Source organism: Brevundimonas sp. TWP2-3-4b1, assembly GCF_049897665.1.
Taxonomy (GTDB): Bacteria; Pseudomonadota; Alphaproteobacteria; order Caulobacterales; family Caulobacteraceae; genus Brevundimonas; species Brevundimonas subvibrioides_B.
This window is the reverse complement of sequence record NZ_JAFCWQ010000028.1, coordinates 23,731-35,383: the sequence shown is the minus strand read 5'-3', so window position 1 is coordinate 35,383 and position 11,653 is coordinate 23,731. Positions and strand designations below refer to the sequence as shown.

Annotated in this window: 15 protein-coding genes; 9 read left to right on the top strand and 6 right to left on the bottom strand. The window is 68.8% G+C overall.

The window, feature by feature from the left end; genetic code table 11:
* On the bottom strand, positions 1-315 hold a 315-nt coding region (locus tag ACP7A5_RS16085), incomplete at its 3' end, for an Arm DNA-binding domain-containing protein (protein WP_426042856.1).
* A 398-nt stretch (positions 316-713) separates the two neighbouring features.
* Here ACP7A5_RS16085 and ACP7A5_RS16080 point away from each other — a divergent pair.
* Positions 714-1,520, top strand: coding sequence for a tryptophan 2,3-dioxygenase (locus ACP7A5_RS16080; protein ID WP_426042855.1), 807 nt, complete (start codon positions 714-716; stop codon positions 1,518-1,520).
* Between the two features lie 120 nt (positions 1,521-1,640).
* On the opposite strand, the gene ACP7A5_RS16075 is transcribed toward ACP7A5_RS16080, so the two are convergent.
* From ACP7A5_RS16075 to ACP7A5_RS16060, 4 genes are read right to left on the bottom strand one after another with little or no spacing between them, the layout of a single operon-like run.
* On the bottom strand, positions 1,641-2,225 hold the full coding sequence (locus ACP7A5_RS16075) for an NAD(P)H-dependent oxidoreductase (RefSeq protein WP_426042854.1): 585 nt from the start codon (positions 2,223-2,225) through the stop codon (positions 1,641-1,643).
* Complete coding sequence (locus ACP7A5_RS16070; RefSeq protein WP_426042853.1) at positions 2,225-2,626, bottom strand: hypothetical protein; 402 nt, start codon at positions 2,624-2,626, stop codon at positions 2,225-2,227. The genes ACP7A5_RS16075 and ACP7A5_RS16070 overlap by 1 nt, the downstream gene beginning before the upstream one ends.
* Before the next feature lie 14 nt (positions 2,627-2,640).
* Complete coding sequence (locus tag ACP7A5_RS16065; protein WP_426042852.1) at positions 2,641-3,474, bottom strand: universal stress protein; 834 nt, start codon at positions 3,472-3,474, stop codon at positions 2,641-2,643.
* 23 nt (positions 3,475-3,497) lie between these two features.
* Positions 3,498-3,623 carry a hypothetical protein gene (locus tag ACP7A5_RS16060; protein WP_426042851.1) on the bottom strand — a complete coding sequence of 42 codons (126 nt, stop codon included), beginning with the start codon at positions 3,621-3,623 and terminating at the stop codon, positions 3,498-3,500.
* A gap of 211 nt (positions 3,624-3,834) precedes the next feature.
* Here ACP7A5_RS16060 and ACP7A5_RS16055 point away from each other — a divergent pair, with 211 nt between their 5' ends.
* Positions 3,835-4,572 carry a cyclic nucleotide-binding domain-containing protein gene (locus ACP7A5_RS16055; protein ID WP_426042850.1) on the top strand — a complete coding sequence of 246 codons (738 nt, stop codon included), beginning with the start codon at positions 3,835-3,837 and terminating at the stop codon, positions 4,570-4,572.
* Between the two features lie 315 nt (positions 4,573-4,887).
* On the top strand, positions 4,888-5,409 hold the full coding sequence (locus ACP7A5_RS16050) for a pyridoxamine 5'-phosphate oxidase family protein (RefSeq protein WP_426042849.1): 522 nt from the start codon (positions 4,888-4,890) through the stop codon (positions 5,407-5,409).
* A gap of 88 nt (positions 5,410-5,497) precedes the next feature.
* Here the strand turns inward: ACP7A5_RS16050 and ACP7A5_RS16045 are convergent, their stop codons facing one another.
* On the bottom strand, positions 5,498-6,661 hold the full coding sequence (locus ACP7A5_RS16045) for a patatin-like phospholipase family protein (protein ID WP_426042848.1): 1,164 nt from the start codon (positions 6,659-6,661) through the stop codon (positions 5,498-5,500).
* A 229-nt stretch (positions 6,662-6,890) separates the two neighbouring features.
* Between ACP7A5_RS16045 and ACP7A5_RS16040 the strand changes: the two genes are divergently transcribed.
* The 6 genes from ACP7A5_RS16040 to ACP7A5_RS16015 are packed head-to-tail and all read left to right on the top strand — an operon-like array spanning position 6,891 to position 11,624.
* Complete coding sequence (locus ACP7A5_RS16040) at positions 6,891-7,754, top strand: universal stress protein (RefSeq protein ID WP_426042847.1); 864 nt, start codon at positions 6,891-6,893, stop codon at positions 7,752-7,754.
* 1 nt (position 7,755) lies between these two features.
* Positions 7,756-8,061, top strand: a complete 306-nt coding sequence (locus ACP7A5_RS16035) for a hypothetical protein (protein WP_426042846.1) — start codon at positions 7,756-7,758, stop codon at positions 8,059-8,061.
* Positions 8,058-8,684 carry a LysE family translocator gene (locus ACP7A5_RS16030; RefSeq protein WP_426042845.1) on the top strand — a complete coding sequence of 209 codons (627 nt, stop codon included), beginning with the start codon at positions 8,058-8,060 and terminating at the stop codon, positions 8,682-8,684. Before ACP7A5_RS16035 ends, ACP7A5_RS16030 begins: the two co-directional genes overlap by 4 nt.
* Before the next feature lie 14 nt (positions 8,685-8,698).
* On the top strand, positions 8,699-10,300 hold the full coding sequence (locus ACP7A5_RS16025) for an MBL fold metallo-hydrolase RNA specificity domain-containing protein (protein ID WP_426042844.1): 1,602 nt from the start codon (positions 8,699-8,701) through the stop codon (positions 10,298-10,300).
* Entirely contained in the window at positions 10,297-11,079 is a 783-nt protein-coding gene (locus ACP7A5_RS16020; protein ID WP_426042843.1) for an LOG family protein, read from the top strand. The genes ACP7A5_RS16025 and ACP7A5_RS16020 overlap by 4 nt, the downstream gene beginning before the upstream one ends.
* Positions 11,076-11,624 (top strand): hypothetical protein, encoded by a 549-nt coding sequence (locus tag ACP7A5_RS16015; protein WP_426042842.1) that lies wholly within the window; start codon positions 11,076-11,078, stop codon positions 11,622-11,624. The genes ACP7A5_RS16020 and ACP7A5_RS16015 overlap by 4 nt, the downstream gene beginning before the upstream one ends.
* Positions 11,625-11,653 lie beyond the last annotated feature (29 nt).

Genomic DNA, 11,653 nt, shown 5'->3' with positions numbered 1-11,653 from the left:
GTCCTCGCCGTCCGAAACCCGGCGCAAGGCCGCCCAAGCCGCGGCACGGGCCGTTTCAGGCGTGAAGGGCGAGCCATGTACCCCGACCGTGAAAATCTTCTGGGACGGGCCGGAACGGTACTTCAAGGCATAGACCCGGCGGCCGGACGGATACACCCGCAGGAAGAAGCCCTTCAGGTCGGTGTCCCATAGACGCGCTTCTCCCTCATCCTTGGTCGGCGCTGGGATCGCGTCGACGGTCCGCTTGGTTATCCGAGCTGTCTGAGCGTACAAATTCATCCACTCCCGAGCCTGGATCGGGACGCGCCCCGACACTTCTCCGACACCAAATAGATACCAGATGGATCGAACTCGAGGATACCCCAAGAGACCGAATGAACGGCCGTATTCTGATATTTCTATGTTTTTCAGTATCTTGTGAGCACGCAGATACGTCAGGAAACTGACATAAACTGGCTAAAGCAACATTGACATCGAGGGGGTCACAGGTTCAATCCCTGTCGCGTCCACCATTCCTTCCCATCACGTTGCCAGGCGCTGAAGAGACCTTCCGCTCGCGCCCAGCCCGGACGTTGCGGTCCGCAAGCGCCGTCGCGGAGACCCCGCCAGGCGGATGCCCGGCGCAGGGCCTGTCCTGCCCGGAGGCCGAAGCGAGCCGTCCCGTTCCGGGCGGGTGACTTGAGGCCTGGGGGGAACCGGCCGATACAGCGCTCATGACCGATCCGACGCCCGCCGCCGACATGACCTATGCCCGCTATCTGGACCTGGACCGGCTGCTGGCCGCCCAGAACCCGATCAGCGACGAGCATGACGAAATGCTGTTCGTCATCATCCACCAGACCAAGGAGCTCTGGCTCAAGCAGATCCTGCACGAGGTCGCCCTGGCCCAGTCGCTGGTGCGCGCCGGGGATCTTGTCCCGGCCTACAAGAGCCTTGCGCGGGTCAGCCGCATCCAGGCGGTGATGACCCAGAGCTGGGAGATCCTGGCGACCATGACGCCCGCCGACTACCTGCGCTTCCGCGGCGTGCTGGGCTCCAGCTCCGGCTTCCAGAGCGACCAGTTCCGCCGGCTGGAGACCATGCTGGGACTGAAGGATGCGAAGTTCCTGTCGTTCCAGCTCGACCGGCCGGAAGCCCATGCCGCCCTTTCGGAAGCCCTGGCCGCGCCGAGCCTCTATGACGACGCCCTGGCCCAGCTCGCGGCCGCCGGGATCGCCGTCCCCGCAGAGACGTTGAACCGCGACGTCAGCCAGCCGTACCAGCCCTCGGAAGGCGTGGAGGCCGCCTGGCTGGAGGTCTATCGCGACACCGAACGCTGGTGGCCGTTCTATCAACTGGCCGAGAAACTGGTCGATCTGGACGACGCCCTCCTGACCTGGCGCCATAAACATGTGGTGACCGTCGAACGAATCATCGGCCGGCGTCGCGGCACCGGCGGCACCGACGGCGTCGGCTACCTGTCGTCCACGCTCGAGCGTCGCTGCTTCCCCGAATTGTGGTCGTTGCGCACCAGGCTTTAGGCACCGGTTCGCTGGACGGAGCCGACATTGGCTATGGGCGGGTCGCTGTTCGGAAACTGCGGACCCGGCGTCGCCGGCCGCGATGATCTGCGCCTGGGTCTTGAAGATCCGACGGTCGGGTCAGATCGCCCGGCGCCCCAGCCCCGCGATCCTGTCGAGCCATTGCTCGCACCGGGCGTCACTGATGCCCTCGACATTGCCGACGATGGTGGTCCGGGTCGGGCCGATGCCGACAAAGCCCAGGATGTTGCGCCTCAGGGCGGTCAGTGCGTGGGCGAAGTAGAAGCCACGGTAGATGGCGGCAGGCATGCCCATGGTGACGATGACCCGCGCGGTCCGGCCCTTGAGCCGTCCGTCACCCACGGTTCGTTCCCTCTGTCCGAAAGCGAAGCCAGGGCGGAAGGTTTGTTCGAACAGGGCCTTTAGCCGGGCCGGCATGAACCCCAGCCAGAGCGGATGGATGATGACCAGATGCTGGGCCCAGGCGATATCCGCCTGGACGCCGAGGATCGCGGCCGGCGCCGACGCGGCCTCCCAGTCGTCGCGACGGATCAGGTCAGGGAATTCGAGTCCCGAGAGGTCGACCCGGCGCACCTCGTGACCGGCGGAGGCGGCCCCCGAGGCGTAGGCGTCGGCCAGGCCGTGGCAAAATCGCTTGGGGTCCGGATCAGGATGGCCGTCCAGCACCAGGATTCGGCGCGCCATCAGGCGATCGCCTGTCCGCCCGAAGCCGGGGTCTCGATCGGTTCAAGCCGTTCCACGCCGTAGGTGTGGGTCTGGCCGTCCGCCGACACGATGGAGACGTATTCCCCGAGGGCGAACTGCTCCTCGCCGAGGCGGAAGCCGGAGGCGTCCAGATCGTCCCGCCCGTCCAGGTCCAGCAGCCAGCGATCGCCGACCGTGTGCCGCAGGCGGCCCGTGGCGACGGTCGCGTCCCGCACGAACCGGCGCACGAAGCATCGGTCGGGCGCGGCGCGACAGGCCGCGAGATCCAGCCGTCCCGCCTCGTCGAGGGCGGCGACGATGTCCCATCCGTCGCGGGCATCGCCGTGCGGATGGCCGGGCTCGCGCGCCAGTTCGAGCCGGATATGGTGAAAGCCGCTCATCGCAAACCTCGGGATCAGTGGGTGAGAAGGACACAGACCGGCGCGGAGGCCAGCAGTTCGGAGGTCACGCCGCCGAGCGCCCATTCGCGCAGACGGGCATGGCCGTAGCCGCCGCAAACGATCAGCCCGGCCTGATGACTGGCCGCGAAGCCCAGGATGTTCCGGGCGGCGGTGGTCTTGCCGGGAGGGGAGACATGAGCCTCGGCCGATATCCCGTGACGCCCCAACCAGGCGACGACGTCGTCGGTGCGCACGGCGGCCTGTTCTGCGGTGTCCTCGCCCGCAATCTCCAGGACGTGGACGGTGGAGGCGCGGCTCAGCAGGGGAAGGGCCGAGGCCGCCGCACGCTGGGCTTCGCGGCTGTCCTTCCAGGCCACCACCGCCGGCCAGCCGGTCGGGTCCCGCTCCCGCTCCGGCGGAACCACGAGGACCGGGCGCCCGACGGCCATCAGGACATCAGCCGGATCGATGGCGTGGGTCGGCGCGCGCGACGAGCGGCGGCCGAGGATGACAAGGTCCGCAGCCCGGGCCTCATGCGCCACGACATCGGCTGGAAGCCCCAGCCGGCCCCGCCATTCCGTCCGGCTCCGTCGAGACCCGACGAGCTCGTGGAAACGCGTGAGCGCGCCGCGAACCTCCGCCTCGGCGAGGTCGCGGAGGAGGGTGAAGGCCTCCCCGAACATAGCGCCGCCGGTGTAGCGGTCGTCCGCCGGCGGGACGCTGAGGGCGACGCCGCAGGCTCCGATCAGATGGGCGTCCAGTCCGGCCGCCAGATCGCAGGCGAGGCGAATCCGGGCGTCGCTGTCGACGCCCTGGTCCACAGCCACGAGCAGGGTCTTGAACGTCATTCGCGGGCCTTTCGAAGCTGGGGTCAGCGCTCGCGCGGCGGAGTGCGACGCGGAAGGGCGGTCCAGAGGGCGGCGCCCCCGACGAACCCTATGAAGAGGGCGAAGAGGGCGATGACCGTCGCGACGACGGGGATGGCTTGTGCGGGCATGCGCAGGTCTCCTTCTCTCGCCTTGGTCGCCCAACGGTCGGCGCGCCGCCTTGACCGAGATCAAAACATGCTGTGCCGATCGACGACCCGGAGGCGAGGACCAGGGCCGTAGCGTCGGCCGGAAAGCCGTTCGGACTGCCTTGATCTGCATCAACTCCCGGTGCGCCGTGATCGCGGACAAGACTGAGCCTCGCGGCGTCAGGATTTCACCATGTTCGAGCTCAAGGCTCTCCCCGTCGAATACGACGATCGCCGCAGAAGCACGGACTGCGCCGGCTGCGGCGCCCGAATGCTGAGCGTGTGCGGCAGCATCGAGGAGGCCGACCTCGGAAGCCTCGACGCCTTGGCGGACCCCGTCGCGCTTGAGGCCGGATCGGCGCTCATTCGCCAGGGCGACGCCGCCCAGCATGTATTCAACATCACCGCCGGGTCTGTGCGGGTCTACAAGCTGCTGTCCGACGGTCGCCGCCAGATCATTGGCTTCCTGTTCGCGGGCGACTTCCTCGGTCTCGCCACCGGGGAGACCTATGTCTTCTCCGCCGAGGCGATCGAGCCGACCACGGCGTGCCGGTTCCGCAAGAGCGACTATAGCGCCCTCATCCGGGATACCCCCGCGCTCGAGGCCGTTCTGCTCGAACGGGCCAATCACGAACTGGCTGCGGCCCAGAATCACATGCTCCTCCTGGGTCGCAAGACCGCAATCGAGCGGGTGGCGACCTTCCTGCAGGATCAGCCGGCGCAAGACCCTGCCCGCCCCAGCCTGACGGACCACATCCGCCTGCCGATGACCCGGTCGGAGATCGCCGACTATCTTGGCCTGACGATCGAGACCGTCAGCCGGATCCTGACCCGGCTCAAGACCATGGGCGTCATTCGCCTGCTCTCCCCGACCGAGCTGCAGGTCCGGCAGCCGGAGCGGCTGCGGTCCCTGTCCGACGGCGGTGCCTGACGTCGGGCGACCGCCGCCCGCCTTCGCCCTGCCTCCGGGATGGGCGCCCGTCCTGCCGCGCTGGACGCTGCGGGGCGCCGTCAGAAATGCGTCAAGACGTCTCTGGCCGAGCGGCACGGCCGATGATCCGAGGCTTGCGCTGGATCAAGGCTCCGCGACCGCAACAGGGCCACGGTCCTGTCGACGCCCAGCTGGCCGTATTGTGCAGCCGGACCGCGTCGTGGACCACCAGATGCGCCCCAGCAGCCCATTCCAGATCGCCATTCCCGGGGCCGGCCTGGCCGTACTCGCCCCGGTCGTCAGGAGGGTCTGACCATGCCGGAGGTCGCTCCACCCCCCATCCACGGCGGCGCGGTCGCCGCCGTCGTGGCCCTGCTCGACGCCCAACGGCTTTTGTCGCTCGCCGTCAATCGTCCTGACGGTTGGCCCCAGGCGACCACTGTGGGCTACGTCAACGAAGGGCTGAATCTCTATGTGGTCGTGGCGCGGACCAGTCAGAAACTGGCGAACATCAGGGCCGACTCACGAGTCTCCGTCGTCATCCGCAGCGAGGCGCAGCAAGGCGACGCCGTGGGCGTATCCATGGCCGCCCGGGCCGTGGAGATCACCGATCCGGTCCTGGTCGAGCGCCTCGACCAGTCCGTCCGGGAACGATATCCGGACCTGCACGTCTTCGGACCCGGGGGCGATTCCGTCGCCGTGATCCATCTGCGCCCCGAGATCATCTCGCCGGTCAGCGTGATCGCGGGGCGCAGCCACTCCCAGACCTTCAGCCTCCAGCCCGCCGATACGACTCCGCCCATCGTTGCGGCCCCGCGCGTGATTGACCTGATCTGACCCGACGCTTCGCGCATCGTCCGCGACGAACCGGGCCGGCTGAGAATCAAGAGAGCGGCCTGCTGGCGACGGTCCCGGGCCGACGCGCTCAGTCGCTGAAGCGGAAGGTTTTCGCCAGCAGACCGGCAACAGTCTCAGGCGCCTCGGAACCCGCCGCCCAGACTTCTCCATCCCGCGCCCGCGAGGCTGCGGCGTCGAACAGACGGGTCATGCTCCGGGTGTCGAACTTCAGCATGACGCCACGGCCGGCCGTGTCGGGGATCGAGGCGACCGCCAGCGGCAGGCCGGCTCCGGCGCAGAAGGTCGCAGTCACGCTGATCGCCTGCCGATAGGAGAACTGCAGCATGGTATCGAAGCTGCGCAGCAGGATCGTCGGGACGTTACTCGCCGTCGCCAGGGGCGCGGGCTCCAGGATGGTGTTGGCGATGACATAGACGCGACCGCCGCGCATCCGCCGCCCCGCCCCCTTCAACCGCAGCAACGCGTCTGGAAGTAAAAACAAGGGGGCCGCAACACCGCCGTCGACATGCATTTCTTCGTAAATCCGACCGCCGGACCGACAGGCGATCATGCGCGGCGGAAAAACCCCCGGCAGGCTGGCGGACGCGGCCAGGATCTGCCGAAAGAGAGTGATGGCGTTCGCTTCTCCGGCCTCGCGCATCTGGCTGGCGATCGCACCGAGATCCCAGATGCAGGCGCGCTGTCGATCCAGGTCGGTGGTCGCCACGAACAGGCGACGGCCCTCGGCGTGCGCGGCCGCCACGGCCTCAAGCAAGGGTGCATCAATGAAGGGCGCGATCAGGCCGTCGAGTGCGGCGGCGCGGAACAGGCCCGGCTCCAGGCCCGGGACCGCACGGCGCAGGGCGAAGAGCGCCGCAGCGTGACCGCCCGTGTAGGCGTCCTGGAGCCGGCCGTCCCAGGCGGAGCCAAGGAAGGCGAAAGGGGCGATCAGGGCCCCGGTGCTGACGCCGGTGACCAGGGCGAACTCCGGACGCCGCCCCGCCCGCGATAGACCCACCAGTAGCCCGGCGCCGTAGGCTCCGCCCGCCGCGCCGCCGGAAATCGCCAGGACATTGAACGGGACGCGCGACCAGGGCGCACGCGGCGCCGCGATGCGATCCATGGCGGAGGCCAGACCGTGTTCCGCCTCTTGCGCGGTGAGACGCACATCCCTGAAGCCGACCGGCTGGCCGGGGTCATCGGCCAGATCGCGCTTGCGGCGCAGGAAGGAGCGGGTCGGCGCGTCTGTCATGGACCTCGGTTCCGGCGGCGTTGCGACGCCGCAACGTTGACAGGGCTCTCACGACCGTTCTGATCCGATCCGCCCGGCCGATGCAAGGTCGGGTCTCAGGGGGCCTCTCAGGCAGGCGACGGCGCCGCATCTGATCTGGATCAAGGCCAAGCCGGTCAGATGCGCGTCCTCTCGTCCGTCGGCGCGCTCTGCGGGAACAAGAGCCGCGAGCCGCCCTGGGAGGATTCTTATGAGCTACAAGTCCATCGTCGCCCTGACCTTTGGTCATGCCGGCGACGCCTCGACACTCGGCTTCGCCGCCGCGCTCGCCGTCCTCAACAAGGCCAGGGTGGTCGTGTTTCCCGTGATGCCCGACCCGATGATCGATCTCGTCAGCTACGGCATGCTGCTCGGCAAGACCCTTCCGGATGAGACGACGTCGGCGATCCTCGCGAGCCAGGAGGCGGCGAGAGCCACGCTGGAGACGGAGTGTCGCCGCATCTGCAATGCGGCCGACCTGATCTTCGGAGACGGAGAGGGCCTTCCCCGCATGGCGTTGGCCACTCCCACGGGCCGGGCGGAGATCGCATTGAGCCACTGCCTGGCCCTGGCCGATCTGGTGGTGATCAGTCAGGAGAGCCTGACCACGTCCCTGATCGCCGAGGAGACCTTCGCCCAGACGCTGCTGCAGCGACGCGTCCCCATCCTGATCGCCCGGGGGGATCCTTCCGGCCTGGAAGGACCGGTCATGATCGCCGGGGACGGCAGCGCCGAAGCCGGCCGGGCGGTCAGGCAAGCCCTGCCGCTCATCGCCATGTCGTCCGCAACCACCGCCGTCCAGTGCGCCCGCGGTCTGGACCCAGTGGCCGCCAATCCGTCATTCGACCCTCTGCTCGACTATCTCCGCGCCCATGCGGTCGGAAGCGCCAGCACCGAGACAGTCAGGGGCGGGCCAGAGGGTCTCGCGCTGGTCGAGGCGGCCAAAAGGCTGAAGGCGGGAGTCCTGATCGCAGGGGGCTACGGACACAGCCGCCTGCGCGAGGCCGTCTTCGGGGGCGCCACCCGCGCCCTGCTCGACGATGTCGAGGGGCCGTCCCTGTTGATGGCGCACTGAGATGTCGATCCGCACCCTCCTCATCGATCTCAACGCCGCCGATGATTTGCCTCGGCTGGACGTCGTCCTGGCTCCGACAGCCGATCCGGGCACGGCCGAACGGACTGCAGTCGCGGCGGAAGGCGACACGCCGCAGGGCCACGGCGTTCCCGTCGGGACGGGCGTGATGCTCGTGCGAGAGAGGGAGATCCGAACCGACGTCCTGTCCTTCCCGGCCGATCCCGTCGCGCGCGTGGACGACCTGCGGCTGGAGTGGCGGGGCGATGTGACCGCCGACGGCCCCCTGCCCTGCCTGAGCATTCATTGACCGGCGCCCCGACCTGCCCGGTCGACCCGGCGGTGCTGCCCGGCTTTCTGCTGGCCATGGTGCTGATCGAGCTCACGCCGGGCCCCAACATGGGTTACCTCGCGGTGATCGCGGCCGGACGCGGCCGCCTTGCCGGCGTCCTGAGCGTTCTGGGAATCACCGCCGGGCTCGGCGTCTACCTCGTCCTGGCCGTGTTCGGCCTCACCCGCGGCCTGACGGACGCGCCGGTCGCGATGACGGCCCTGAGATGGGGCGGCGTCCTCTACCTGTTCGTGCTCGCTGCAGAGGCCCTGCGTCCTTCGACAGGAACGATCACCACAAATGGCGGCGCCGGCCGTCTCGTGGCGCGCGGCCTGCTCGCCAACCTCCTCAATCCCAAGGCCCTGCTGTTTTACGGCGTTCTCCTGCCGGGCTTCGTCCGGCCGGACCACGCGCCCCCCTGGGTCCAACTGCTCAGCCTGGGCCTAGCCCACATCGTGATCAGCGTCCTGATCCACCTCGGCATCGTTCTGGGGGCGGCGCGCACGACGGCCACCTGGGGCGCAGGCCGGCGGCGGATGCTGCGCTTCATCTCGGCGGCGGGCCTCGCAGCCGTCGCCCTTTGGCTCGCCCTGGCGAACTGACGAAAGGTGTCTTCATGCTGACCCTGACATTTCACGGCGCGGCCGGTTGCGTGACCGGCTTCTGCGCCCTGCTCCAGACGGACCACGGCCGTTTCCTCGTCGACTGCGGCATGTTCCAAGGCCCCAAGACCCTTCGGGCCCTCAACCACGAACCGTTCCCTTTCAATCCTGCGGCGATCGACGGGGTGTTCCTGACCCACGCCCACATCGATCACTCCGGCCTGCTGCCGAAACTGGTCAAGGCCGGCTTCAAGGGCTCGATCATCAGCACCCGGGCGACCCGGGACCTTTGCGAGGTCATGCTCGCCGACTCCGCCGACATCCAGCAAGGCGATGTCGACCATCTCAACCGGCGCAACCAGCGGCGCGGAATCGCCCCGGTTGAGCCGATCTACGGGCCAGAACACGTCGCACCGACCCTGGCCCTGTTTGAGACGGTCAAGTTCGGGGAGTGGCTGGATCCGGCGCCGGGCCTGCGGGTCCGCTACTGGCCGGCCGGCCATCTCCTCGGCGCCGCCTCGATCGAGATAGAGATCGAGAACGCCGGCGAGATCGTCCACATGCTGTTCTCCGGAGACCTCGGCTCAGGTGAGCAGCCCTACCTCGTGCGGCCGGACGGACCGGCCGGCGTCGACCACCTCGTCCTGGAATCCACCTACGGCGATCGCGTGCGCGAGGACATGGACCTGGCGCATCGGCGGGCTCTGCTGGCGAAGGAGGTGCGAGCCGCCCAGGCGGCGGGCGGTCCCCTGCTCATGCCGACCTTTGCGATCGGACGCGCCCAGGAGCTGATCCTCGACCTCCTGGCGATCATGGAGGCGGAGCCGGACCTCGCCACCGACATCTTCCTCGATTCCCCGCTCGCGATCGAGGCGACGGAGGTCTTTCTGCGGCGCGGCTGGAACGCCGACGCTTCGGTCAATCCCTATCTCCCGCTTCGGAATGCGCCCAGGCTCCACACCCTGTTGAGGCCCCAGGACAGCGACGGGCTGGAACGGCTGCGCGACTGGCACATCATCCTGGCCGGCAGCGGGATGTGCGACGCCGGCCGGATCCGTCGCCACCTCAAACGGCTGTTGTGGCGCAAGGAGACCACGGTGCTGATCACCGGCTTCCAGGCCGCCGGATCGCTCGGCCGCATCCTTCTGGAAACGCCGCCGCTGGTTCGGATCCAGGGGGACGACGTTCGCGTCAACGCCCGCATCCGGTCCCTCGACGTCTATTCCGGTCACGCCGACGCCGCCTCCCTGATCGACTGGCTGACCGCCCGCGAGCCGGTTCGAGGTCAGGTCTTCCTGGCCCATGGCGAGCCCGAGGCGCTCGAAGGCCTGCGCGACCGGATCACTGCGGCCGGTCGCTCAGGCGACCAGGTCACCATCCCGCGGCTCGACCAGACCTTCAGTCTGACCCCGACGCAGGTCGAGGCCCTCGACGGGCCCGCGGCCCGACTGGCGCCCGGAGCGGAAGCGCGGCCGGACTGGCACAATGCTCGGGCGGGTCTGCTCGAGACGCTCAACGAGGCGCTTCAGGCCCTGCCGACGGACGCCGAACGGGACGCGCTGCTGGCGCGCCTGACGGCGGCGGTCGCAACCGGGGCGGGGCAGGGTCGTCCGTGACCGAAGCGCCCTCCAATCATTTGCAGCGGGCCTCGCCTTCCTACCGTCTCCCCGCTCTGGACCAGGATTTCCTGCTCGGCGACTCGATGCGGGGCGTTCGGTTCCAGCTGGAGTTCGGAAAGGCCGAACTCGCCCTCAAGGCCTGGGGCGTCCGATCGACCCTGGTCGTATTCGGTAGCGCCCGCGTCAACGAGACGGGACCGGCGAACCACCGCCACTGGTACGCCCAGGCGCGCCGCTTCGGCGCCCTGGCCTCTCTGGAGGGCGGCGCGGTTCGAGGCGACGGGGACGTCAGGGACAATGTCATCGCTACCGGCGGGGGCCCGGGAATCATGGCCGCCGCCAATCGCGGGGCGGCCGAGGCCGGGGCGCCGTCAATCGGATTCAACATCACGCTTCCCAGCGAACAGGAGCCGAACCCCTGGACGACGCCTGACCTGACGTTCCGCTTCCACTATTTCGCGATGCGCAAGATGCATCTGGCGATGCGCGCCAACGCCCTGATCGTCTTTCCCGGCGGCTTCGGCACCCTGGACGAACTCTTCGAGATTCTCACCCTGCGCCAGACCGGCAAGGCCCCGCCTATCCCGGTGATCCTGTTCGACCGGGCCTTCTGGACCTCGCTGATCTCTTTTGAGGTCCTCGAAGCCCAGGGCTTCATCTCGCCTGCGGACCTCGGTCTCTTCACGTTCGCGGAGACTGCCGAGGACGCCTGGCGGGCCCTGCTGGACGGTGGCCTCGTTCCCGGTCGTCCCCTCGGTCCGAAGCCGGCGCTGTGAAACGGTCAGGCGCCCCGCCCTCGCATGCAGTCGAATCGCGTCCCGGACCCGGTTCGGGGCCGTCCGCACGACCGGCCGTCATCCTGACGCACCGCCAGTCCCTATGCGCCGTGATCGTCTCGGCCCTGCAGCTGGCGGCCTGCGCCACCCCGATCGCGGACGCGGCGGTCCGGCCCCTCAGGGACCTCAACCTTGTCCACACCGACCCGCCCGCCGCCCTCGTGGATGTCGTGGCGGCTCCCTATGCGCCCCCGTCTCCCGACGACTGCGAAGGCGCAGCGGCCGAACTCGCCGCTCTCGACGCCGCTCTGGGCGAGGACATCGATAGCGCGCCCTCCTCGACATCATCCGGCCCGACGGCCTTGCTGCAGGATGCGATCCAGGGCCTCGCTGATCTTCCCTATCGCAATGTGTTGCGGCAACTTTCCGGCGCCGCCGCCGCGGATCGCACCCGGGCGAAGGCGATCCTGGCAGGGATGGTCAGGCGCGGCTTCCTGAAAGGCCTGTCGCAGGGGCGCGGATGCCCGAACCCGGGACCGGCCTGACGGCTGGATTTGCGCCAGATCAAGGCGAG